This is a genomic window from Acidithiobacillus marinus (assembly GCF_002847505.1).
Lineage (GTDB): Bacteria > Pseudomonadota > Gammaproteobacteria > Acidithiobacillales > Acidithiobacillaceae > Acidithiobacillus > Acidithiobacillus marinus.
Genome location: NZ_MXAV01000025.1, coordinates 25,341 through 44,073, shown reverse-complemented (window position 1 = coordinate 44,073; position 18,733 = coordinate 25,341). Strand labels below are relative to the sequence as shown.

Annotated in this window: 18 protein-coding genes and 1 pseudogene; all 19 read right to left on the bottom strand. The window is 56.5% G+C overall.

Annotation, left to right across the window (positions count from 1 at the left end; genetic code table 11):
• Positions 1 to 499, bottom strand: a 499-nt coding sequence (locus B1757_RS06390; protein ID WP_143484230.1) for a DEAD/DEAH box helicase, incomplete at its 3' end; no start/stop codon positions are given.
• A gap of 5 nt (positions 500 to 504) precedes the next feature.
• A complete protein-coding gene (locus B1757_RS06385; protein WP_101537525.1) occupies positions 505 to 1,356 on the bottom strand; it encodes a HamA C-terminal domain-containing protein in 852 nt (283 codons plus the stop codon).
• Entirely contained in the window at positions 1,353 to 2,546 is a 1,194-nt protein-coding gene (locus B1757_RS06380; protein ID WP_101537524.1) for a restriction endonuclease subunit S, read from the bottom strand. Before B1757_RS06380 ends, B1757_RS06385 begins: the two co-directional genes overlap by 4 nt.
• On the bottom strand, positions 2,543 to 2,803 hold the full coding sequence (locus B1757_RS06375; protein ID WP_101537523.1) for a KilA-N domain-containing protein: 261 nt from the start codon (positions 2,801 to 2,803) through the stop codon (positions 2,543 to 2,545). The genes B1757_RS06380 and B1757_RS06375 overlap by 4 nt, the downstream gene beginning before the upstream one ends.
• Positions 2,800 to 4,365, bottom strand: coding sequence for a type I restriction-modification system subunit M (locus B1757_RS06370; RefSeq protein ID WP_101537522.1), 1,566 nt, complete (start codon positions 4,363 to 4,365; stop codon positions 2,800 to 2,802). Before B1757_RS06370 ends, B1757_RS06375 begins: the two co-directional genes overlap by 4 nt.
• Before the next feature lie 40 nt (positions 4,366 to 4,405).
• A complete protein-coding gene (locus B1757_RS06365) occupies positions 4,406 to 5,680 on the bottom strand; it encodes a dihydroorotase (RefSeq protein ID WP_101537529.1) in 1,275 nt (424 codons plus the stop codon).
• Positions 5,681 to 5,689: 9 nt separating this feature from the next.
• Positions 5,690 to 6,670: pseudogene (locus tag B1757_RS06360) on the bottom strand (aspartate carbamoyltransferase catalytic subunit); the annotation flags it as partial.
• Positions 6,667 to 7,179 carry a bifunctional pyr operon transcriptional regulator/uracil phosphoribosyltransferase PyrR gene (gene pyrR, locus B1757_RS06355; protein WP_101537521.1) on the bottom strand — a complete coding sequence of 171 codons (513 nt, stop codon included), beginning with the start codon at positions 7,177 to 7,179 and terminating at the stop codon, positions 6,667 to 6,669. The gene pyrR and the pseudogene B1757_RS06360, both read right to left, overlap by 4 nt.
• The gene (ruvX, locus tag B1757_RS06350) at positions 7,176 to 7,607 is read right to left on the bottom strand and encodes a Holliday junction resolvase RuvX (RefSeq protein WP_101537520.1); all 432 of its coding nucleotides are present in this window, start codon (positions 7,605 to 7,607) and stop codon (positions 7,176 to 7,178) included. Before ruvX ends, pyrR begins: the two co-directional genes overlap by 4 nt.
• Positions 7,600 to 8,160, bottom strand: coding sequence for a YqgE/AlgH family protein (locus B1757_RS06345; RefSeq protein ID WP_101537519.1), 561 nt, complete (start codon positions 8,158 to 8,160; stop codon positions 7,600 to 7,602). The genes ruvX and B1757_RS06345 overlap by 8 nt, the downstream gene beginning before the upstream one ends.
• Positions 8,161 to 8,226: 66 nt before the next feature.
• Positions 8,227 to 9,165: a glutathione synthase gene (gshB, locus tag B1757_RS06340; protein WP_101537518.1), complete on the bottom strand. Its 939-nt coding sequence runs from the start codon at positions 9,163 to 9,165 to the stop codon at positions 8,227 to 8,229.
• Positions 9,162 to 10,472 (bottom strand): glutamate--cysteine ligase, encoded by a 1,311-nt coding sequence (gene gshA, locus B1757_RS06335; RefSeq protein WP_101537517.1) that lies wholly within the window; start codon positions 10,470 to 10,472, stop codon positions 9,162 to 9,164. Before gshA ends, gshB begins: the two co-directional genes overlap by 4 nt.
• The gene (locus B1757_RS06330; protein WP_101537516.1) at positions 10,469 to 11,641 is read right to left on the bottom strand and encodes a citrate synthase; all 1,173 of its coding nucleotides are present in this window, start codon (positions 11,639 to 11,641) and stop codon (positions 10,469 to 10,471) included. Before B1757_RS06330 ends, gshA begins: the two co-directional genes overlap by 4 nt.
• Before the next feature lie 172 nt (positions 11,642 to 11,813).
• On the bottom strand, positions 11,814 to 12,185 hold the full coding sequence (erpA, locus tag B1757_RS06325) for an iron-sulfur cluster insertion protein ErpA (RefSeq protein WP_101537515.1): 372 nt from the start codon (positions 12,183 to 12,185) through the stop codon (positions 11,814 to 11,816).
• 102 nt (positions 12,186 to 12,287) lie between these two features.
• Positions 12,288 to 12,761 carry a phosphate-starvation-inducible PsiE family protein gene (locus B1757_RS06320; RefSeq protein WP_101537514.1) on the bottom strand — a complete coding sequence of 158 codons (474 nt, stop codon included), beginning with the start codon at positions 12,759 to 12,761 and terminating at the stop codon, positions 12,288 to 12,290.
• Positions 12,762 to 12,765: 4 nt separating this feature from the next.
• Entirely contained in the window at positions 12,766 to 15,759 is a 2,994-nt protein-coding gene (locus B1757_RS06315; RefSeq protein WP_101537513.1) for an FAD-dependent oxidoreductase, read from the bottom strand.
• 94 nt (positions 15,760 to 15,853) lie between these two features.
• The gene (locus B1757_RS06310) at positions 15,854 to 16,834 is read right to left on the bottom strand and encodes an alpha-ketoacid dehydrogenase subunit beta (protein ID WP_101537512.1); all 981 of its coding nucleotides are present in this window, start codon (positions 16,832 to 16,834) and stop codon (positions 15,854 to 15,856) included.
• Positions 16,827 to 17,807 (bottom strand): pyruvate dehydrogenase (acetyl-transferring) E1 component subunit alpha, encoded by a 981-nt coding sequence (gene pdhA / locus B1757_RS06305; protein WP_101537511.1) that lies wholly within the window; start codon positions 17,805 to 17,807, stop codon positions 16,827 to 16,829. Before pdhA ends, B1757_RS06310 begins: the two co-directional genes overlap by 8 nt.
• 378 nt (positions 17,808 to 18,185) lie before the next feature.
• Positions 18,186 to 18,731 carry an OmpA family protein gene (locus B1757_RS06300; protein ID WP_101537510.1) on the bottom strand — a complete coding sequence of 182 codons (546 nt, stop codon included), beginning with the start codon at positions 18,729 to 18,731 and terminating at the stop codon, positions 18,186 to 18,188.
• Positions 18,732 to 18,733: the final 2 nt, after the last annotated feature.

Genomic DNA, 18,733 nt, shown 5'->3' with positions numbered 1-18,733 from the left:
CCATGATTTTGAACTCCGGCGAAAAGCGCTCAGAGAGCCGACGGCGTGTCTCGTCAATCAACGCAATCGTTGGAACAATCACCACAATGCGTGCGTACCTGCGCGATGCAACCATTGCATCAATAAGCAAACTTTTGCCAAAGCTCGTTGGTGCGCTAAGGATGACATTGGCTCCATCAAGAAGCGCCCGATACACTTGGCCCTGTACGGAATGCAGAACGATTTCATTGAGGCCAACAACTTTGTGGAACTCGAAGTTGAGCAAATCTGTGGTGGAGAGGTTTTCCGGGTTTGACGTGTATGGATAAAGTCCCGCTCTTTGCACTAGTGCCGTTATAATGGCCTGATACCCATCAAGAACAGAACGAAACTCAAGAGTACGAATTAATGCCTCACGACCTGCATTCTCGTTCTGCGTAAGCAAAGATGAAATCTCTGCAAGTGCCTGAAATGCATTGTCCTTGAGCCACTGCGGGTCGGAGAATTGAGTGAGAGGCATCCTTGTCACCTTTGAAGGCCCTCCAGTTTTTGCTGTAACACCTCAAGTAGTGTCTTTTTACATGCGAGAGGCACCAGAAAAAGGTGCACTCTCAGTGCAGGCAATTTCCGATCTGCAAAACTGGCATAGATTGACTCTAGCTCTGATTGAAGTGCTGCAACAAAGGGGGCTGTAACCTCTGAGTGTTGATTTACGCACTCGCTATCGTATGTCAGTAGAACAGGAATGCATGTACGCTTGAAAATGACATCCAAAGAGGTGCGATCGCTGATTAGTTTTTTAAGTGCGTCAGCATGTTGCCACTTAGGATCTATTTTTGAATCGATAAGAATGAATTCCCTCCGCAGCCAGTCTCCGTCAGTATGTGACTGTAATTCAGGGATGACGGCATAAATTGCTTGGTGGATATCTTCGTAGAACTTTACTTCGCCAAGCCATAGTTCAAGACCATCATCATTCTCTACCACATGTACAGCATCAAATCCCTTTACGGTTTCATTCGTAGATGTTTTGAAATAGAGTTTGCTGATTGCGGGTTGTGAATTAAAGACCTCGCGTATTAAGGCATGTAGGAGAAGTTCTCCAAACTCCCCCCTCTTCTTATATTTCTCGGTGGTGTAGACCGTGACGGCAGCCTTCTTGATCAACCGCATCGCGGTCGCTGAATTCATACTCTCAAGGTCTGAGTAGTGCAGCGCAAACTCAGGTAGCCACTCAAATAGGTAGGATGCCAGTGCTTCATGGCGCCATTTTCCGCCTTCGTAACCAGAAGATGCGGCGGTGAGTCCGGGTGAACGGCCTAAGTCGTGGGTGACAATGTTAAAGAATGGGGCTGGCTTGTCGGCAAAAACACTCATGTGTTAGCCCCCAATCGAATTTCGTTAACGCGGGTCTTCGCGGTCATCAGTTCGTGAAGGAGGGTGCGGAAGAGGTCTTCAAGGCTGCGCTTCTTGTCGGCATGACTCCAAATTTTTGCGTCAACGGCACCGATTGTTTTAGCGATTTCGACCTGCTGCTCGTAGGGCGGCGACGGAATTTTAAGAACCGATATCTCGTTCTTGTTGTAGTTCGCTTGATTCACGGCACGTCGGGCGAGCTTCACGAACACGCCTTCTTCGCGATAGTGATTCATCAGATGTTTGAGAAAGTAGTTGTGCGACTTTTTCTCGCCCGCACAGATTCTCAAGATGAACGACGCAAAGATATGTGGCTCGTCCTGCTCCTCATAGATTGCCGATTTCCCGATCAATTCGGCACTGTTCCGCCAATTGAAAAGAACGTCGCCATCTTTCAGAACAAGGCGATTGGCCGTTTTCACAGGAACCACAATGCGGCGAATTTTCCGGTAGAGCAGATTTCCCTGTTTGTCGATGTCAGCAGTGCTGACGATTTTGACTCCCTCTGGAGTAGGTGTCTTTGGGATAGCCTGCGAGACACCGTAGTCGATGAACTCCACGGTATCGATCAGTGGTTTCACTTCCCAGCTTTCAGGAACGGGGCCGATTTCGGTTTGTTTTTGGGGCTCGTTGCGGAGGCCTTCGGTGAAGAGTTTGTGCATGAGGGCCTTTTTCAGCTCGGTGGTGGTCTGAATGATCCGCTCTTGCGCTTCGATCGCCCGCTGCACCGTCGAAAGGATGTGTGCGATCTTCTTCTGTTCGGGGAGAGGGGGGAGCGGGATGGGAAACCGTTCCAGATCACCCTTTCGGATGTAAGGCATGGTTGAACCGGAAACCACTTTGCTGAGAGCCTCGCTCAATGAGCCTTTGAGAACGTAGAAGATGAAGTCCAAATCTTCTTCGAACCCATCGAGAACGTAAGTGCGCTGATAGGCTTCGAACTTTCCCCGGTAGAGTTTTGTTTCGCCAACTGCGCCGTTCCCAGCGATAAGGATTGCGTCGGTATCAAACGAGTAGTAATCCGAAGCGTGAACGTCCCGGGAGCATGTGAAAAATGGATATGCGCCGTTTGGCGATCCTTCGTTCACATCTTTCTTGCCCGTTTTGATCGCGCAAAGACTTCCCAGGGGTTTTTGATTCCACTCACTCATCTCCGGAATCTCCTGAGCCCGGCCTGACTTTTAATTATGGCGAATTCGCCGGAATTAAAATCGGGGTTGTGGACTGTCTCCCAGATGCCGAGGAATTCGACGGTGTTGCGGTTGCGCAGCCAGTCGGAGATGAAAAAATCGCCGTCCTTGGCCTTGAGCATGTCGGTGAGGGAGATGTAGTCCTGATCCTCCCGCCGAATGACGGAGACCTCGGTGCCCCGGACATTGATTGTAGCGTTGGTGGCTTTTTTCTTCATGCACCGACTCCGAGTTGCTTAAGGATGTTCAGCAAGGCCGCATCCGTCTCGCGCGCCTCGGCCTCGATAACTTTAAGCTCCGAGACGATTTCCGCGATGGGCCGGTAGGTTTCGGCATCCGAGGTGTGGATATAGCGGCTGGGGGAGATGTTGTAGTCGTTCTTCTTCAGCTCGGCGTGGTCAACGATGCGGCTGAGTTTTTCTTCTTTCTTCCAGCCGATGAGGGTGTTGGCGATGCGCTGTATGCCAGCTTCGGGGATGAAGTTCTTGGGGTCGCCCTTTTCGAAGACCTGACTGGCATTGACGAGCAAGACCTTGCCCTGGCGCTCTTTCGCCTTGGCCTTGTTGAGGAACAGCACGATACCCGGGGCGGTGGTGTTGTAGAAGAGGTTTTCGGGCAGGTAGAGGACGCTTTCGATGAGGTCGTGGTCGACGAACCACTGGCGGACGATCTTTTCCTTGTTGGTGCCGGCATTGCCCGAGCCGCGTGAGGCGGCGCCGGTGTCGAGGACGACGGCGGCGCGGCCGGTGGCGTTCAGGCTGGCGTGGATGTGCTGCACCCAGCCCCAGTCGGCGGAGGACTTGCCGGGAAAACCGGCTCCGGCGGGGAAGCGGTCGAGTTCGTCGTTGTCGTAGTCGGCCTCGGTGAACCAGTCCTGGTTCCACATGGGGTTGGCGACGACGCGGTCGAAGGTGCGGAGCTTGCCCTGCTTGCTGCGGAATTTGGGGTTCTTGAAGGTGTCGCCGATCTCGATCTGGCCTTCCATGTCGTGGATGATCATGTTCATGTTGGCCATGGCCCAGGTCTCGGGGGTGAATTCCTGGCCGAAGAGTTTCAGCGGGGCGACGCTGCGCTTCTTGCCCTGGGTGCGTTCTTCCATGGCGATCTCGCATTTCACGAGGAGGCCGCCGGAGCCGCAGGTGGGGTCGTAGATTTCCATGCCGGGCTCGGGCTGGAGCACGCGGGACATGATGCTGCCGACCTCGGGCGGGGTGTAGAACTCGCCGGCGCTCTGGCCGCCACCTTCGGCGAACTTGCGGATGAGGTATTCGTAGCTCTTGCCGATGATGTCGGCTTCGACGTCATCGAGCCCGAGGCGCTTGGTGCTGATGGCCTCGATGAGGTTGGAGAGGCGGTCGTCATCGAGGTCGCGCTGGCCGTGGGTGGTGGCGTTGAAATCGACGCGGTCGATGATGCCCTGCAGCAGCGGGTTTTCCCGGGCGATGGCGCGCATGTGGCTGGTGACGCCTTCACCGATCCAGTCGGAGAGCTTGCGGATGACGGACCAGACCGGCTGCTCGGGATCGTCTGGCACCAGGGGGAGGTAGAAACGGACGAGCTTGTGGTCAGCTCTCGCGAGCTGGAAGGCCTTCTGGCGCGAGCCAACCTCGGCGGCGATGCGGTTCAGCTCGTCATCGAAGACGTCGCACAGGCGCTTGGTGAAGATCAGGGGAAGGATGTAGTCTTTGTACTTCGGCGCGTCCTTGGCGCCACGAATGGAACAGGCTGCGTCCCAGATCCACGATTCGAGGGATTTGTCTTTACCGTTATTGCTTGCCACCAGCGTTTTCCCCTTTGGGTATCTGCAACTTTTTCAAAAATCACCCCCGATACACCACGCTCCCACCTACCAGGGTATAACGCACCCGACCCCGTAAATCCCACTGGGCGTAGGGGAGGTTGCGACCGCGACTGGCGCCGGAAACAGGATTCAGGGTAAACCCAGCATCGGGGTCAAACAGGCAGATATCGGCGGCACTGCCGACTTGCAGCGTGGGAGGCGGCAGCCCCAGGGCTTTGGCGGGACCGCTACTCAGTAATTTCAGGGCATCCATCAGAGTAATCAGACCATCGTCCACCAGACGCAAGGTCAACGGTAACAGCCACTCAACGGCACTGATTCCAAAAGGAGCTTGCATAAAAGTCATCCCCTCACGATCGATGCCCCAGGAGCAGTGATCACTGCTGATGGCCGCAACCTCTCCCGCTGCCACAGCACGCCGCAAGGCATCCCGTTCGGCGAGAGAACGCAAGGGCGGCAGCACCTTGGCATGGACATTGAAATAGCCCACATCCTGCTCACTGAGGAGCAGGTGATGAATGCTCACTCCGCAGTGGGCGGCTTCACCCCGTTGCCGGGCGGCCTGAACTGCCGCAACGGCCGCAGCCGTACTGAGATGGGGGAAAAATACCGGGCAAGCACTCAGCGCCGCCACCGCCAGATCCCGCTGGATACCCACCAGCTCCGCTGTCGCACTGCGCCCCGGAAGCCCCAGACGCATACTCAAGCCACTCTCGTTCATGACCCCCTGGGCAGCCAGATCGGCATCTTCTGAATGCAGCAATACGGGACAGCCGAGGTCGGCGGCATAGCTCAGTGCCAATCGGAGCAAGGCGGCATTGCGGATGGGTTCCTTGGCCTGACTGAAGACCAGGGCACCCGCCTCTTGCAGCGCCGCCATTTCACTCAATGCCTGTCCCTGCAGCCCCATACTCAAGGCGCCACTCCCGTGGACGCGCGCCAGTCCCAGGGACTCGGCCATGAGCCGCTGTTCCTGGAGCACTGCAGGGGTATCTGCGACCGGCTGGGTGTCGGGACGCAGGACTACCCGGGTAACGCCACCGGCTACTGCCGCCCGCAATTCACTGGCCAGATCCCCGTCCCGCCCATGACCGGGGCTATGCCCCTGAAAACTGCTCTCAATAAATCCCGGACAAGCGACCAGGCCGGTAGCATCGAGAATTTCCTCGGCGTGAAAATCCCGGGGAATAGGGCCTCTTGTGGTGATTTTTCCATCCGCAATCCCAAGATCGGTGATGGCATCGAAGCCATCGACAGGGTCCAGCACGCGCACATTGCGGATGATTCTACGCATGGCTTTCTCCCCCCCCGCCGCGCCCGCCAGGAGCGTCAACACCGCCATGCGCACCGCCAGCCCATGGGAAACCTGCTGTAAAATTACCGCCTGATTCCCGTCCGCCACTTCCGAGGCAATTTCGACGCCACGATTCATGGGGCCGGGATGCAACACCAGGGCGTGGGGCTGCGCCCACTGCAAGCGCTCCGGAGTCAGACCAAAACGCCGATGAAATTCATCCAGACTGGGCAGGCGATGGGATTCCATGCGCTCCTTCTGCAGACGCAGAGCACAAATGACATCCACCCCCCGCAAGCCTGCCTGCAAGTCGTGATACACATGCACACCCAGGGCAGCAAGCTCTTTGGGGACCAAAGTCCGGGGACCAATAACGCGGATTTCCGGGCAACCCAGAATGGACAAGGCATGAATCTGGGAACGGGCCACCCGCGAATGCAGGATGTCGCCGACTATTGCCACCACCCGATCTTCAATGGGGCCAGCTAGGCGGCGGATAGTGAACACATCCAGCAGCGCCTGGGTCGGGTGGGCGTGCTGACCATCACCAGCATTGATGACCAGCGCCGAATCGCCCAGATGGCGGGCGATAAGGTGAGCCGCTCCCGCCTCTGGATGACGGATCACGAAACCATCCACCTGCATGGCCATGAGATTATCAACGGTATCAATCAGGGATTCGCCCTTGCTGGCACTGCTGGTACTGGCGGCAATATTCAGCACGTCTGCGGACAGCCGCTTGGCGGCGAGTTCAAAGGTACTGCGGGTTCGGGTACTATTCTCAAAAAACAGATTGACGATGGTCTTGCCGCGCAGGGTGGGGGTTTTTTTGACGCTACGCTGGGCTATGCTCAAAAAAGATTCGGCAGTATCGAGAATCTGCAACAACTCCCGCTCACGCAATCCCTCGGTACTGAGCAGATGGCGTAAGCGTCCCTGGTCATCATATTGGGGATTTCCGTCCCCGAGGCGGAAGGTCTGAAGGCTCATGTCACACTCCCCGGCGCAGCCGCCAGCCATTCCAGACGCAAAGGGTCAGGCCCCCGCAACTTGATTTGTCCACCCGCCGCGCCATTAAGGCGCAGAGCGACAATGTCCGCAGACACCGGCAATTCGTGGCCTCCACGATCCACCAGCACGGCCAGCATCACACTGGCAGGGCGGCCATAATCAAAAATCTCGTTAAGGGCCGCGCGGATGGTGCGCCCGGTGTAGAGCACGTCATCCACCAGAATGATAGAGCGGCCATTCACATCAAAGGGGATATCCGAGGCTCTGACCTGTGGGTGTAGCCCTATCTGACTGAAGTCATCCCGGTAAAAGGAAATATCCAGGCGCCCCAGTGCGGTTTGCAGACCCAAAGCATGGTGCAATGCCTGGGCAACCCAGACCCCGCCGGTAAAAATCCCGATCATGGCCGTCTGCTCGGGATCCACCCGGGGAAGCAAATCCCGGACCATACCCTCCAGCAAGCTACTCACATCCCAATCTGCGTTCATACGCTGACCCCGAGATCCTGAAAAGTCTGAAGAATTTCGCAGGCAGCGGCCTGATCCAAAAGCTGGGCGCGCTTTTTGGGGGAAAAGGCCTGATCTTTGAGCATGGTTTCGGCGGAATGGCTGCTGAGGCGCTCATCTACCCAGTGCATGGGCAGGGGAAAACGGCGCTGCAGACGCTCGGCAAAATTGCGCACTCGCCGCACCATCAATCCTTCACTCCCGTCCATATTCAGGGGCAAGCCCAGGACCACGGCACGCGGTTGCCACTCCTGGAAAATCCGCGCAAAGCCTTCCCAATCGGGGCCAGCCTCACCATTGCGCAGGGTAATCACGCCCTGGGGGGGTAATCCAGATTCTCCCAGCACGGCAATACCAATGCGCCGCTCGCCAAAATCAATACCGAGCAGCGGTCCCGAAACTTCAGGCATGGCCCGCAGCACCACTGAGCAGACGCATATCCACCCCCATAGAGCGGGCTGCAGCCTGCCAGCGTTCACTGGCCGGCAAATCGAAGATGACCTGCATATCCAGAGGACCGTGCAGCCATGAATTTTCTTTCAATTCTTCTTCCAGTTGCTGCGCGCCCCAACCGGCATAGCCCAGCGCCAGCAAATAGCGCTGAGGTTCTTCATGCTGGGCAATGGCCTGGAGAATATCCGGGGAACTGGTCAGCGCCAGATCCTCATTGATTTCCAGGCTGGAGAGCCACTCACCCCGAGGACTGTGCAAAATAAAGCCGTGCTGCGGCTGCACCGGCCCGCCCCAATAGACCGGACGGTGGATCATTTCTTCAGAGGGCTGGATATCCACGGCCTTGAGGGCATCGGCCATGTTGATATCGACAAGACGGTTGATGACCACCCCCATGGCCCCTTCAGGGCTATGCTCACAGACCACGATGACCGTACGATCAAAAAGGCCATCATGCAGAGCCGGCATGGCGATGAGGAGATGATTTTTAAGTGATGAGAAAGTCGTCATGCCGTTATCATACGGGTTTTCTGAGTAAAACGGCAGATGACCTGGGCGGGAAGATGCATCACCCCCTTATTGACCCCGCTCCAGACGCTGCCAGAGTAATTCGGCGGCATCCACCCCGAAAAAGCGGCGAATTTCCCGGGCACCGGTGGGGCTGGTGACATTGATTTCGGTCACATAGCCACCGATCACGTCGAGTCCAACAAAGAGCAAGCCGGCGGCACGGAGAGCCGGCCCCAGGGCCGCACAGATTTCCTGATCACGCTCCGTAAGCTCGGCCGCCACTGCCGTGGCTCCGGCTACCAGATTTCCACGAAAATCCTTTTCCGAAGGCACCCGCAACATGGCCCCGGGAACCGCTTGTCCATCCACCAGCAAAATCCGCTTGTCGCCTTCGCGAATGGCGGGAATGTAGCGTTGCGCCATGACGTAATGCTGCCCCCAACCGGTCACGGTTTCGAGAATACTCCCCACATTGCGGTCCTGCTGGTGGAGATAAAACACCCCTTCGCCCCCCCGCGCCGAGAGGGGCTTGACCACAGCCTCCCCATGCTCGGCGAGAAAGGCGCGCAAGTCTCCCAGATCACGACTGACCAGCAAGGGCGGCAGCAACTCCGGGAAATGCAATGCGTACAATTTTTCATTGGCATTGCGCAGACTCACCGGGTTATTCACCACCCATGTACCTGCATGTTCCAGCAGATAACAGGCGGTCAGATATTCCAGATCCACCGGCGGATCCTTGCGCATGAGGACCACATCCATTTCGGCGAGAGGCCGCTCTTCCACGGCAGCCAGGGTCACATAGTCATTACTTTCATCGCGTACCGTCACCTCACGCAGTCGCGCCCAGACCTTGCCATCGCGCAGAAACAAATCCGGCAAGCTGAACACCCAGCACTGATGCCCGCGCGCCTGGGCCGCCAGCAGCATGGCAAAGGTGGTATCCTTGGCGGGTTTGATTGCGGAGATGGGATCCATGAGAATCGCCGCTTTCAAAGTCGTCATGATGCGGCTCCCGTTGTTTGCTGCTGACGCCAGTCGGCCATTTCCCGTGCTGCCGCAACCAGTGTCAGGCGGGCAATGACGCCATAAGCATAATAGCGATTGACTGGAGCATCGGGCGGCGATTTGCGGCAGGGCAATATGCAGGGCTCGCCAAAAGCCATGGGCTCAAAATGTGCTCCGGGAGCGTTCAGATTTTCATCCCGGCCCCGTCCGGTATGGACCCGATAAAAACCGCCCAGCACCTGCTGACCCACCATATACACCACTGGTTCCGCCACAGCTTCCTCGGCGGTTTGCTCAAAGGTGTATACCCCTTCCTGAATGAACACGTCGCTGACCGGCAAGCCTTCCTTGCTTTTGGCCATGCGCGTTCTTTCCTTGCGATTGAGATCCATGAACTCCGCCCCGGAATAGGCGGTCATGATGCCCATGCCATAAGTACCGGCATCGGCTTTGACAATGACAAATGGACGCTGGGTGATGCCATAATGATCATAGCGCTCACGGGTCATTTCCAGAATGGCATCCACATTAGCAACCAGGCAGTCACGACCCTCAGCACGCATGAAGTCAATGCCCTGACAGCGTCGAAAAAAGGGATCAATCAACCAGGGATCAATATCAATGACCTCCGCCAGCTCATGGGCAGCAGCCCGGTAGTGAGCAAAGTGCTGGGACTTGCGCCGGGACCGCCACCCCGCCGCCAGTGGCGGCGAAATGGGCTGTTCCAGATTTTCGAGTATTTCCGGCACACCGCCGGACAAATCGTTATTGAGCAAAATCAGCTGTGGATCAAAGTCCGCTGCCTGCAGGCGGGCACCCTCACGAAAAATCGGCTCCAGGAGCAGAACATTACCAGAAGGTAAATCATAGGCTGTCCGTTCTTCGAGCAACAAAGAGCCGACCCTGACCTCCAGTCCGGACATTTCCAGCAATTCCCGCAATCTCGCCACATTTTCCAGATAAAACAGGTTACGGGTGTGATTTTCCGGAATCAGAAGCAGCCGTTCCAAACCGGGATAATATTGGTTCAGGTAATGCTGAATGGCCGACACATAGAGCGAAGAAAATTCGGGGTTGAGATTATTGAAACCCGCCGAAAAGAGGTTGGTATCTACCGGTGCCAGCTTGAAACCGGAATTGCGTAAATCCACCGACGCATAAAAGGGGGCTGGTGTCGTCTGAAATTGACTGCGAAACCAGCGTTCAATAGCCGATTGTCCGGCTATCAGGTGCCGCTCAATATCCAGTAAAGCCTCGGTGCGTTCCGTGGCAAGCAGGGGGATGTTTTGTAAAACTCCGGTCATGCCTGGACCTGATTCCTTTTATCGATAGCCACATACTGACGTGGACTGGCTCCGTTATATACCTGGGTGGGGCGGAATATGCGATTATCCGCCAATTGTTCGCGCCAATGGGCCAGCCAGCCTGCGGAACGGGCCATGGCGAAAATGGGGGTAAACAAATCGGCCTTGATCCCCATTTCGTGGTACAGCACGCCGGAGTAGAAATCCACATTGGCGTGAATGCCCTTGGGTCCAAGCCGCTCTGTCGCCAGCTTTTCGACCTCGATAGCAATTTCAAAAAGCTGGCTGTGGCGCAGATGGCCATTGCTCGCCAGCTTTTCCATCATTTCTTTGAGAATGGCTGCACGCGGATCCCGCGTTTTATATACCCGATGCCCAAAGCCCCAGATTTTGTCCTTGTTTGCCATTTTTGCATCCAGATAGGCAGCAACCCGGTCGACGCTGCCAATTTCTTCCAGCATCTCCACCACCTTCTGGTTGGCGCCGCCGTGCAGCGGGCCCGCCAGAGTCCCAATGGCACTGCCAATGACATGATAAGGGTTGGTGAGTGTCGAGCCAGTCACCAGTACTGAAAAAGTACTGGCGTTAATGGTATGTTCCGCATGGAGAATGAGACAGGTATCCAGAATCTTGACCAGCGCAGGATCCGGCTCGCTTCCGGAAATCATATACAGAAAGTTGGCGGCGTGATTCAAATCTGTGCGCGGAGCAATGGGATCATTACCGAAACGCATCTGCTCCCACATGGCTACGATCGTGGGCATGCGCGCAATAATGCGCATGGCCATGGCGTCCAGATGCGGAACATTTTCGCGCTCGGCATCGGAAAGTTCCTGCTGCGGATAAAACATGCCGAGGCTAGCCACAGCGCAGTGCAACATATCCATGGGGTGTCCGGTAACCGGCATGAACTTCATGATTTCCCGCACGTTGTATTTGACCTGGCGGTGGCTGCGCAGGCCCTGGTCAAAGGCTTCCAGATCGCCAGCTGCGGGTAGTGCGCCATCCAGAAGCAGCAGGGCCACTTCTTCAAAACTGCTGTGCGCCACCAGATCGTCAATCGCGTAACCGCGATAGCTCAGCAAACCTGCCGCGCCATCTATGTGAGAAATACTGGAGTGGGTGGCCGCCACTCCTTCCAGACCGGGAGCTACGTTCGTATCTGCCATATCGAACCCCTTTTATTCTGATCAGTCCTGTATCCAAGCGTCGTCGGGTCATGCACTATCAGCCGCTACTGATCTGGACACAGAACAGCAGCCGATGATTGTCATCATAACGCGCCGGAAAAATAAAAGGGAGGCCGCGAGCCTCCCCATTAATGATGATTTACCCGCTTATTCAGGCAGAAAAAGAAGACCCGCAACCACAGGTGGTGGTCGCATTGGGATTTTTGATGACGAACTGTGCGCCTTCCAGACCTTCACTGTAATCAATTTCTGCACCCACAAGGTACTGATAACTCATGGGATCAATAAGGAGACTGACACCAAACTGATGGACTTCGGTATCTCCCTCGTTCATGTTTTCATCAAAGGTGAAACCATACTGAAAACCGGAACAGCCACCGCCGGTCACAAAAACGCGCAGCTTGAGGTCTTCAGAACCTTCCTCTTCAATAAGGGCGCTGATTTTATCCGCCGCATTTTGGGTCAGGGTCATTACCGGAGGAATGGAATCCAGATTGGTCATTGTTTCTGTTGCTGTGCTCATTGTGCTTAACTCCATGCGCCGCAGCGCGTTGTTCAGTGGATACCCGACTATTTTGCTCGCTTTTTCAGGGTAGCGTCAAGTTGTCGGAATGTAAGCCCCGGCTCAGTCTTTTTCGGGAGACTGGGGGGCGTACTTCACAGCGGCCACCCGTGCACCAACCAACACCGCCAGAAGCACCGCTGTGGCGATGAGATCCATGGGCCCGAGGTGATGGGCATAAAGGCCAATGAACAGTTCACGCAAAACAAAGACTATGGCCACTTCCGACAACACCCGCAAACGGATGCGGTGAAACTCCAGATAATCCGTGAAAGTCCGAAACAATTCAATCAGCACGAACACAGAAAGCACGTCAGACACAAGTCCCTGAATGGCATCTTCTTCGCGGAAGGACAGGAAGGTTTCATACACATCCCAGACCACCCCCACCAACGAGGCGACCAGCGTCAGCAGCATGACAAAAATCAGCACGACCACGATGAAATCGAGAAATCGTTCGTAGAAGCGCAGAATGCGCCCGCGCAGACCGCTGACGCCTATAGTAGGCAGGGATTCCTCCGCGCCTGACTTGGCCAAGCCATCACCCCGCCGCCCGGGCTGAACGCCGCAAGCGCGAAAGCAGCCGTCTGGCCATTTCGCCAAATAGCTCCGTCTGGGTCGGATGGGGATGAATGGCTTCGCCCACCTGTTCCAGGGTCAAGCCCGCGCTGACCATCATGACGGCCTCACCCACCAGCAGATCAGCATGATCTGCCAGGAAATGCACCCCCACAATCCGGTGGCTGACCTTGTCGGCAATCATTTTGATCAGGCCATCGGTTTCACCGGTCATCATGGCCTTGGCATCAATACTCATGGGCACCTTGACTTCGGCCACATCCATTCCGGCGGCCTTGGCCTGTTCCAGAGAAAGCCCGACAAAGGCACACTGGGGTCGGGTGAAAGTTACGCCGCTATCTTTGGCCGCATCATAACGAGCCCCATGGCCGAGCAGATTGGCCGCTGCCACCCGCCCCTGCTGGCCCGCCGTGTGTGCGAGCATGTACCCTCCCACCACATCCCCCACCGCATAAATATGTGGAACACTGGTCTGCCCTGTGGCACTCGCGGCAATGGCGCCGCGCTCCGCCAGAGTCACCCCCGCAGCGGTCAGGTTCAGGGCGCTGGTATCCGGACGCTTGCCGGTAGCCACCAGGAGCAGGTCACAGACATGATGGGTGTCGGTATCGCCCACCTGGTAGTGAATATCCAGAGCACCAGGCTTGCCGGATACTTCCTGCACCTTGACGCTGGTCAGTACCTGCAGACGCGGGCTGTTATGGGCCAGAGCCTTCATCAGTTGCTCGGAAACTTCTTTTTCCATTTCGGCCACCGGGCGCGGCAGTGCTTCCAGCACCAGCACCTCGGCACCAAAATCGTGGAACATCTGGGCCATTTCCATACCGATGGCACCCGCACCGATCACGCACAGCCGCTTGGGCGGCTGGGCCAGATCCCAGACCGTATCTGAGGTGACCGCCGCAGCACTCTTTAACGCTTCCTGCACCCCCGGAATGGGAGGCACAAAGGCGGGAGCCCCGGTGGCGATGACGCAGGCCCCGAAACTCAGACTCCGGGCATCCTTACCCGTAATTTCAACGCTGTGCTCACCGGTAAAGCGGGCAGCGCCTTCCAGCACCTGAATTTTCATACCCTGATCGGTTTTCAGGGCCATTTCGCCCCGCGCCTGCAAAATGCCGCGACGGTGTTTTTCCAACTGTGCCCAGTCCAGCTTTGGAGTGCCCATCTGCAAGCCCATGGCCGCATCATGTTCCCGATCCCGGATGCGGTCGGCGGCAGCCCGCCAGGCCTTGGAGGGGATGCAACCGCGCCACAGGCATTCACCCCCGGGGTAAGGCGCATTATTGACCATGGCTACCTTGACGCCGTTTTCAACCAGTTCGCGGGCGCAATCCTCGCCCCCCGGACCAGCTCCGATGACCAGCACCTGCACATCATAGTCGCCCTCGGGAATCGGGGTCGCACCAGTTTCCAGCCAGCTTTCCGGGTGTTCAATGGCTTTTTTGAGATCCTTGAGAAATAGCGCTGCTTCCGCCCCGTTCACCACCCGATGATCGGCGGTAATGGTAATGGGCATGCCCTCCGGGCTATTTCCGGCAATGGCAATAATGGCCGCCGTACCCGGAGTGACGATGGCATCAAACTGGGTAACGCCATACATCCCCATGTTGGAGATGGTAAAGGTAGGATGGGTGTATTCGGGAGGACTGAGCCGACGTTTACGGGCTTTTTCCACCAGGGGCGTCCATTCCTGCTGCAACTGCTCCAGCGCCTTGCCCTCCACCGAGCGCAGCACCGGCACCACCAGCCCGCCATCTTCGGTGGTCGCGGCAATGCCAATATCATGCTGGGCGCGTTCCACAATTTTGTCGGTCGGCTGATAGGCGGCATTGACCAGGGGATGCCTGGCCAACGCCTGAGACGCCGCCTTGGCAATGGCCACGGTCAGCGACACCTTGTGGGCCTTGGCGGCACGCATCAGCGCTTCCGGCTTGGCTTTGACGGTGACATGAAACACCGGAATACTGAGGGACGCCACCATCGCCTGACTGATGGCCTTTTCGATGGCACTCATCGCCCGCCCTTCCCCAGGTACGGCAGGCTCCGGCACGCGGGCACCGGGCATGGCCGGGGCGGCGCGACTGGCAGCGGCCAGCACATCGGCGCCGACAATCACCCCTGCCGGCCCGCTACCTTGCAGCAGATTCAGATCCACGCCCTGCTGTCCCGCCAGCTGGCGGGCAAAAGGACTGGCTGCTCCCTGCCGGGGGCGGGCTGCGGGTTGCGCCCCGGGAACGCGCTGTATGGCCACTTCCGCGACGGATGGCTGAGGCCTGCTGGTTACGGCAGGCGCTGCCTTGTCCACACTGACAACGGGTGCTGCAGGCTGGGTGGATGCCACCGCACTACTGGTATCCCGCACCTGTTCGGCCGTTTCCACCAACCAGGCAATGGCGTCACCCACGGGAACCACCGCATCCACCGCGACGCGGGGACCGGACAGATAGCCTTCACGAAATACTTCCACATCCATGATGGCCTTGTCGGTTTCAATGGTCGCCACCACGTCCCCGCGCTGGATTTTATCGCCCAGAGACTTTTCCCAGGAAACCAGCACGCCTTCGCTCATGGTATCGGAAAGCTGAGGCATTTTGATGGCATGCCCGGAAAGGGGTTCCGGCATTTCAGAGGCTGGAGCAGCAGGAGCAGCTTCGGCAGAAACATTCTCTACCGCCCCCCCGCCCGCTGCCAGGGACTGTGCTTCTTCAGGTGTTTCGGTGAGATAAGCCATGGCTGCCCCCACCGGCATGACACTGTCCACCGCTGCCAAGGGTCCGGCCAGATAACCGGAGCGGAACACTTCCACATCCATGATCGCCTTGTCGGTTTCAATGGTCGCCACCACATCGCCGCGCTCCACCCGGGCCCCAATGGGTTTTTCCCAGGAAACGACGACGCCTTCCGTCATGGTATCGGTCAGTTGTGGCATCTTGATGACGTAAGGTTCAGCCATGTTTCACCCTGTTTTGAGAATCTCTAGATCAGAAGCAATCCGCACACCCGTCAGCTGCGACGGGGGCGGCGAGCATGTGTAAAAATGGACGATCTTAACGACCGAACATCTTCTTGACGGCAGCAACTACATCCCCGGCATTGGGAATGGCCGCTTTTTCCAGGCGGTGATTGTACGGAATGGGAACATCCAGCGCATGCACCCGCACTGGGGCGGCATCCAGATCAAAAAAGCATTCTTCATTGATAATGGCGATGACTTCTGAACCGACACCGACCGGAGCCTCGTCCTCTTCGACAATGAGGGCGCGATGGGTTTTGCGCACACTGGCGGCAATGCCGGCCCGATCCAGCGGTTTCAGGGCACGCAAATCAATGACTTCGGCATCAATACCATATTCGCTGGCGAGCTTTTGCGCCGCATCCAGCGCCCAGTGAACACTGATATTGTAGGCAAAAATACTGATGTCCTTACCCGGACGCATGATTTCGACGCCTTCCAATGGCGTGAAAAACTCTTCATCCGGGACTTCGCCCTTGAGGTTGTACATGCTTTCATGTTCGATGATCACCACCGGATCGTCCGAACGGACAGCACTTTTCAGCAAGCCGTAGGCATCCCGAGGCGTTGCCGGAGTCACCACCCGCAAACCGGAAATCCCCATGAACACTTTTTCCATGCGCGCAGAGTGCTGGGCGCCCAACTGATGCGCCGTTCCACCAGGAACCCGCATGACGAAAGGACAGCGAATCCGGCCACCGGACATGTAATGAATTTTGGCAGCATTATTCATGAGCTGATCCATGGCCAGCCAGGCAAAATTGACACTCATGATTTCGACAATGGGGCGCGCGCCGAGCATGGCCGCACCAACGCCAATGCCGGTGTAGCTGTTTTCGGAAATAGGAGTATCAATCACCCGTTGTTCACCATATTTGGCAAAAAGTCCGGAAGTCGCCTTGTAGGTACCACCAGCGACACCAATATCCTCACCCATGGCGAATACCAGCGGGTCACGCGCCATTTCTTCATCGTGGGCACGCAGAATTCCCTGCCAATACATCAATTCAGCCATGGTGATTACCTCCTTCGGTATACACATAACGCGCTACATCTTCAACGCGGGGTTCCGGACACTCCATGGCGTAACGTACCACCTCGTTCTCGATTTCATCCTGGATGGCCTTGTCCATGGCATGGAACTCTTCTTCCGTCACCACTCCGGCTTCTACCAGACGGCGCTTGTATATGCCGATAGGATCACGTTGCGCCCATTCTTCCACTTCTTCCTTGCTGCGATAGGCACCGGAGTCCGACATGGAATGTCCGCGCAAACGGTAGGTCATGAGCTCCAGAAAATAGGGTTTGCGCTGTTCGCGCACATAATTGACGGCTTTTTCGGCGTGGGACATGACGATGTCGATGTCCTGTCCGTCACATTGCGCGGCCTCGATACCATAGGGCGCCACCCGCTTGTACTGGTTGATTTCTACTGTAGCGCGCTCGATGGCTGTACCAATGCCGTAGAGGTTATTTTCACAAATGAAGAGGACGGGCAGCTTCCAGAGACTCGCCATGTTCATGGTTTCATGAAAGGTACCCTGATTGTTGGCACCATCCCCCAGGAAGCAAATAGAAATTTCCTGACCGCCACGCAACTGAATGACCTTGGCAAAACCCGCAGCCAGGGGAAAGGGCCCGCCCACCAGAGCATAGCCCCCCATGAAATGCACATCGGGATCAAACAGGTGCATGGAACCACCACGCCCCTTGGAGCAACCCGCTTCTTTTCCGAACAGCTCTGCCATCAGCGCCTTGGGATCCATGCCGGATTTCAGGGCGTGGATGTGATCCCGATAACCGGTCACCACATAGTCAGAACCCGTCTGGGCTTTTTCCAGAACGCCAATGGCACAGGCCTCTTGACCCGGATAAAGGTGCAAAAAACCGCCGATCTGGCGTTCGTGATAGGCCTCCGCACAGCGTTCTTCAAAGCGGCGGGCAAAAAGCATTTCACGCAACAGGCGCTTCTGGTCCGTGGCGTCCATGGTCCTCCCAGACAAAGTAAATGGACCACATTGGCAAACGTGGTCGTAGTGAAAAATTTCAGCTAAATTCTTAGGGATGATGGCCTAGGCTGACGTAAATCGTCAAGAGCCAAGCCACACAGCGCACCTGAATAACCAAGCCCCGGGTAGCGCTCAACCCGAATAAATGGGCGGCTTCCCACCCAAGAATACTGCTTAAAGGAGAATACACGGAAACTGCTCGACCCAGATATCCAGTGCCAGATACGCTGCGCTATGGCACAATTTTGGTAAATTTCCCCCAAAACAGGGAGAACATTGGCTTGAATATGGCCAGCCAAAAAACCCGCTTGAAAACTGCGGGTTGTGACAAACATCACCAGTATTGATTGGCCGGATTTATTTTACCGTACTGCGCAGCATCACACTGGAATTGATTTCAACACGCTGATTTTTGAATCGGCCTTCCGGGGTTTTGTTACTGGCAATGGGGTCTTCATAGGAGTGGCCTTTAACGGTCATTCGGTCCGCTGCGACACCACGATTTTCCAGATAGCCCGCCACACTGCCGGCACGGGCCTTGGAAAGTTTGTAGTTATAAGCATAGCTTCCAGTTTTACTGCAATACCCATTAATATCCAAGGTCGCATCTGGATGCATTTTGGCAAAAGCTGCCACCTTATCCAGAACCGCAATATCCGTCCCCATCAACTGGGCGGAACCGGTCTTGAAATTGATCCCGGTGATGGTAATGGGCTTACTGATCAGCACCGTTTTTTCCACTGGAGCGATGGGGGCAGGCGGCGGCGGGGTGGGCGCAGAGACCACCGGAGCCACTGGCGCCGGACCCGCCGGACAGGGGGTTACATCATAGAGGCCACAACCCGAGGCAGCCAGCAGCCCTCCTGAAAGCAGTAATTTGATGAATGGCGCAGAATTTTTCATGT

What these genes read in the sequence shown, in the direction of transcription:
- B1757_RS06385 (WP_101537525.1), bottom strand. Translation starts at nt 1,356, where the DNA reads ATGAGTGTTTTTGCCGACAAGCCAGCCCCATTCTTTAACATTGTCACC.
- B1757_RS06380 (WP_101537524.1), bottom strand. Translation starts at nt 2,546, where the DNA reads ATGAGTGAGTGGAATCAAAAACCCCTGGGAAGTCTTTGCGCGATCAAA.
- B1757_RS06375 (WP_101537523.1), bottom strand. Translation starts at nt 2,803, where the DNA reads ATGAAGAAAAAAGCCACCAACGCTACAATCAATGTCCGGGGCACCGAG.
- B1757_RS06365 (WP_101537529.1), bottom strand. Translation starts at nt 5,680, where the DNA reads ATGCGTAGAATCATCCGCAATGTGCGCGTGCTGGACCCTGTCGATGGC.
- pyrR (WP_101537521.1), bottom strand. Translation starts at nt 7,179, where the DNA reads ATGAACGCAGATTGGGATGTGAGTAGCTTGCTGGAGGGTATGGTCCGG.
- ruvX (WP_101537520.1), bottom strand. Translation starts at nt 7,607, where the DNA reads ATGCCTGAAGTTTCGGGACCGCTGCTCGGTATTGATTTTGGCGAGCGG.
- B1757_RS06345 (WP_101537519.1), bottom strand. Translation starts at nt 8,160, where the DNA reads ATGACGACTTTCTCATCACTTAAAAATCATCTCCTCATCGCCATGCCG.
- gshB (WP_101537518.1), bottom strand. Translation starts at nt 9,165, where the DNA reads ATGACGACTTTGAAAGCGGCGATTCTCATGGATCCCATCTCCGCAATC.
- gshA (WP_101537517.1), bottom strand. Translation starts at nt 10,472, where the DNA reads ATGACCGGAGTTTTACAAAACATCCCCCTGCTTGCCACGGAACGCACC.
- B1757_RS06330 (WP_101537516.1), bottom strand. Translation starts at nt 11,641, where the DNA reads ATGGCAGATACGAACGTAGCTCCCGGTCTGGAAGGAGTGGCGGCCACC.
- erpA (WP_101537515.1), bottom strand. Translation starts at nt 12,185, where the DNA reads ATGAGCACAGCAACAGAAACAATGACCAATCTGGATTCCATTCCTCCG.
- B1757_RS06315 (WP_101537513.1), bottom strand. Translation starts at nt 15,759, where the DNA reads ATGGCTGAACCTTACGTCATCAAGATGCCACAACTGACCGATACCATG.
- B1757_RS06310 (WP_101537512.1), bottom strand. Translation starts at nt 16,834, where the DNA reads ATGGCTGAATTGATGTATTGGCAGGGAATTCTGCGTGCCCACGATGAA.
- pdhA (WP_101537511.1), bottom strand. Translation starts at nt 17,807, where the DNA reads ATGGACGCCACGGACCAGAAGCGCCTGTTGCGTGAAATGCTTTTTGCC.
- B1757_RS06300 (WP_101537510.1), bottom strand. Translation starts at nt 18,731, where the DNA reads ATGAAAAATTCTGCGCCATTCATCAAATTACTGCTTTCAGGAGGGCTG.